Origin of the sequence: Lacinutrix sp. (assembly GCF_037625555.1) — a bacterium.
GTDB lineage: Bacteria > Bacteroidota > Bacteroidia > Flavobacteriales > Flavobacteriaceae > Lacinutrix.
In genome coordinates, this window is sequence record NZ_JASJHV010000002.1 from 1 (window position 1) to 4,005 (window position 4,005).

At 29.8% G+C, this 4,005-nt stretch carries 6 protein-coding genes; 5 read left to right on the top strand and 1 reads right to left on the bottom strand.

Annotation, left to right across the window (positions count from 1 at the left end):
- From QNK89_RS00055 to QNK89_RS00075, 5 genes are all read left to right on the top strand, one after another.
- The coding region (locus QNK89_RS00055; RefSeq protein WP_340168875.1) for a S1 RNA-binding domain-containing protein at nt 1-413 on the top strand (413 nt) is incomplete at its 5' end.
- Between the two features lie 178 nt (nt 414-591).
- Entirely contained in the window at nt 592-1,131 is a 540-nt protein-coding gene (pyrR, locus tag QNK89_RS00060) for a bifunctional pyr operon transcriptional regulator/uracil phosphoribosyltransferase PyrR (protein ID WP_340168876.1), read from the top strand.
- A 51-nt stretch (nt 1,132-1,182) separates the two neighbouring features.
- Entirely contained in the window at nt 1,183-2,112 is a 930-nt protein-coding gene (locus QNK89_RS00065; protein WP_340168877.1) for an aspartate carbamoyltransferase catalytic subunit, read from the top strand.
- A 3-nt stretch (nt 2,113-2,115) separates the two neighbouring features.
- Nucleotides 2,116-2,448, top strand: coding sequence for a ribonuclease Z (locus QNK89_RS00070; RefSeq protein ID WP_340168879.1), 333 nt, complete (start codon nt 2,116-2,118; stop codon nt 2,446-2,448).
- 77 nt (nt 2,449-2,525) lie between these two features.
- Nucleotides 2,526-3,431, top strand: coding sequence for a ribonuclease Z (locus QNK89_RS00075; RefSeq protein ID WP_340168880.1), 906 nt, complete (start codon nt 2,526-2,528; stop codon nt 3,429-3,431).
- A 1-nt stretch (nt 3,432) separates the two neighbouring features.
- Here the strand turns inward: QNK89_RS00075 and QNK89_RS00080 are convergent, their stop codons facing one another.
- Nucleotides 3,433-3,756 (bottom strand): hypothetical protein, encoded by a 324-nt coding sequence (locus QNK89_RS00080; RefSeq protein WP_340168881.1) that lies wholly within the window; start codon nt 3,754-3,756, stop codon nt 3,433-3,435.
- Nucleotides 3,757-4,005: the final 249 nt, after the last annotated feature.

The following is a 4,005-nucleotide window of genomic DNA, read 5'->3' on the forward strand; positions in this document are numbered from 1 at the left end:
GTAAATTATCTTTAGGTCATAAACAAACAACAGATAATCCTTGGGATAAATACGAAACTGAGTTTGCTTTAGGAACTATTCACACTGCAGAAATAGCAGATGTTGTAGATAAAGGAGCAACTATTGAATTTAATGAAGATATCGTAGCATTTATTCCTTCTCGTCACCTTGAAAAAGAAGATGGTAAGAAATTAAAGAAAGGAGATTCTGCTGAATTCAAAATTATAGAATTTAACAAAGAGTTTAAGAGAGTAATTGCTTCGCATACTGCAATCTTTAGAGAAGAAGAGATGGCAAATGTTAAAGCTGCAGAAGCTAAACAAGTCTCTCAAGCTGCAGAATCTAAACCAACATTAGGTGATGCAAATGAAGCTTTACAAGCTCTTAAAGATAAATTAGACGGAAAGAAGTAATCTTCACCTGAATATTTATTAAATATTTTAAAACCTCTCATTTCTGAGAGGTTTTTTTTAGGAATTATAATAAACTGTTTTTTAAGGCTCGTTAATCTTATTAATGAAACTTTATAAACAACTTTCAACTTAAAATAATTTAACTTAACTTTGTTTATCAAATACCCTTACAGAGTATATGAGTCAGAAAGTGCTACTTAACGCAACAGACATAAACATCATTCTTCACAGATTGGCTTGTCAATTAATTGAAAACCATAAAGATTTTTCTAACACTGTTTTAATAGGTTTACAGCCAAGAGGTAAGTATCTAGCTAATCGTTTAGCCCAAATGCTAAAAACAGATTATAAAATTAAAAACTTACAATTAGGACAATTAGACATTACATTTTATCGTGACGATTTTAGAAGAGGAGATAAAATACACGAAGCCAATACTACAGAAATAGATTTTATAGTAGAAGATAAGAACGTTGTTTTTATAGACGATGTGTTGTATACTGGACGAAGTATTCGTGCAGCTTTAACTGCAATACAATCTTTTGGAAGACCAAATGAAATAGAATTACTTACTTTAATAGACAGACGTTTTAGTAGACATTTACCAATACAGCCAAATTATAGAGGCAGACAAGTAGATGCTATAAACGAAGAAAAAGTAAAAGTAAGCTGGAAAGAAAACGATGGTAAAGATGCAGTTTATTTAGTGAATAGCTAAAATTTTAAAGTATTATTCAAAGCGCAGAAAAGTGCTAATAAAAATTATACCATGAGCGAATTAAGTGTCAATCACTTATTAGGAATTAAATACCTTCAAGAAAAAGACATTCAACTTATTTTTGAAACAGCAGACCATTTTAAAGAAGTGATTAATAGACCCATTAAAAAGGTGCCTTCGCTTCGAGATATTACTATTGCTAATTTATTTTTTGAAAATTCAACACGAACAAAATTATCTTTCGAACTAGCAGAGAAAAGACTTTCTGCAGATGTTATTAATTTTTCTGCTGGACAATCTTCAGTTAAAAAAGGCGAAACTTTAATAGATACTGTAAACAATATTTTATCTATGAAAGTAGATATGGTTGTTATGCGTCACCCAAATCCTGGTGCATGTGTTTTTCTTTCTAAACATGTAAAAGCGAACATAATTAATGCAGGAGATGGTGCACATGAACACCCAACACAAGCACTTTTAGATTCTTATTCTATAAGAGAACGTTTAGGAGATGTTGCAGGAAAGAATGTAGTAATTGTAGGAGATATTTTGCATAGTCGTGTAGCTTTATCTAATATTTATGCCTTAAAATTGCAAGGTGCAAATGTAATGGTTTGTGGACCCAAAACACTATTGCCTAAGTATATTGCAGATTTAGGAGTAAAAGTTGAAACAAACTTAAAAAAAGCATTAGAATGGTGTGATGTAGCAAATATGCTGCGCGTACAAAACGAACGTATGGCTATTAGTTATTTACCATCTACCAGAGAATACACACAACAATATGGAGTAAATAAAGCATTACTAGATTCTTTAAATAAAGAAATTACAATTATGCATCCAGGACCTATTAATAGAGGTGTTGAAATAACAAGTGATGTTGCAGATTCTAAACAAGCCATTATTTTAGATCAAGTACAAAATGGAGTAGCAGTTAGGATGGCAGTAATATATTTATTAGCTTCAAAAATAAAACAATAAATTATGATCATAACTCAAGAGGAAAATACGTCTATTATTACACAAGAGAAAGCTACTGTTATAGAATTAGTTAAGAAACTGGAAGCTTTATATCCTAAATTTGAAAACCATAACATTGTTATAAAAATGTCTTCTTTAAGAAAGATAACTTCGCAAGATATTATTGAATTTTTACGCCTTTCTAAAAAACATCATGCAGCAAAACACTCTTTTGTAGTAGTTACAGATACTATTAATGCTAACGATACTTCAGATGAAATTATAGTAGTACCTTCACTTCAAGAAGCTTTCGATATTATTGAAATGGAAGTAATGGAACGCGATTTAGGGTTTTAATAAAAATGCTAAGCAGTTGATTCGTTAGTAATTAAGTTAAATCGATTCCACAATAAATAACAAAACAACCTCCCGGATTGAAACTAAACATACTTGGTTGCTATAGTGCAACACCACGAACATTTACAAATCCTACGTCTCAAGTTTTAGAAATAAATAATCATTTGTTTTTAATAGACTGTGGTGAAGGTACTCAAGTAGAGCTTAGGCGACATAAAATAAAGTTTAATCGTATTAAGCATATTTTTATTTCTCATCTACATGGAGATCATTTTTTTGGTCTAGTGGGTTTAATTTCTACTATGCGATTATTAACGCGTGAAGCAGATTTGCACATTCATGCTCCAAAAGGCTTGAAAGAAGTAATTACACTTCAAATGAAATTAGCAAACTCTTGGACAAATTATAACCTTATTTTTCACGAACTAAACAGTTTAGAGTCAGAATTAATTTTTGAAGACCATAAAGTAGAAGTTCATACAATTCCCTTAGATCATCGTGTCTATGCTAATGGTTTCCTTTTTAAAGAAAAAGAAGGAGAACGCAAATTAGATATGAATGCTGTATTAAATGCAGATATTGATGTTGCTTATTATAGAAAATTAAAACAAGGTTTTGATGTTGAAAATAAAGAGGGAAAACATATAGAAAATAAAACAGTTACGTATCCTCCAGAAAAACCTAAAAGTTATGCTTTTTGTAGCGATACAGCTTATAAAGAAGATATAGTACCAATAATTAAAAATGTAGATGTTTTATATCATGAATCTACCTTTTTAGAGCAGCACGCTCATTTAGCACCAAAAACAAAGCACAGTACAGCAAAAGAAGCTGGAAGTATTGCAAAACAGGCTAATGTTGGCAGGTTGTTACTTGGACATTATTCTACTAGATACGATGATTTAAATGTATTTAAAACTGAAGCTAAAGAGTTTTTTGAAAATGTAGAATTAGCAGATGATGGTAAAACGTTTGAGTTTTAATTTACTTTTTAATTGCCTCTAAATTAGAAATCCAAGCAATGTCTTCTTCAATAGATTTTACGGCTTTTACTTTTTTATTAGATAGTTTTTCTTCTAATAAACCATTGGCATAGTTAATCTCTGTATAGCATACAGAGACACTTCTTGCGAGAAAAGAATATTTTTCAAAAAAGTCTTTCCAAAGGTTAGGCTCAAAAGAGTAAGAATTTATCTTATTCGAAATGTATCCTATTTTACAATCTTTGCCGTAGTGTAAGAGAATTGAATCTATTAATTCTTGAATTTTTGCCCAATCAAAATGAGTTCCATAATCTATTTCTGACACAACAATATTATCTAGATAATAAAGTGTACAGAACGAGAATTTTTTTCTATAAAAGAATGATTTTCAATTGTAAAGGAGTCTGTAAATTTCATTATTAATGTCTAAAAAATGCTAATAGAGTTGGTATTAGTAAATACTGTTTCAAAAATAATGATTAATGTAATCGACATTTATTAATATTATTGATTAACAAACATTATCAATACATACTAATTTAACTCTTTTAATTCTAAAATCCACTTAAATGCT

What these genes read in the sequence shown, in the direction of transcription:
- pyrR (WP_340168876.1), top strand. Translation starts at nt 592, where the DNA reads ATGAGTCAGAAAGTGCTACTTAACGCAACAGACATAAACATCATTCTT.
- QNK89_RS00065 (WP_340168877.1), top strand. Translation starts at nt 1,183, where the DNA reads ATGAGCGAATTAAGTGTCAATCACTTATTAGGAATTAAATACCTTCAA.
- QNK89_RS00070 (WP_340168879.1), top strand. Translation starts at nt 2,116, where the DNA reads ATGATCATAACTCAAGAGGAAAATACGTCTATTATTACACAAGAGAAA.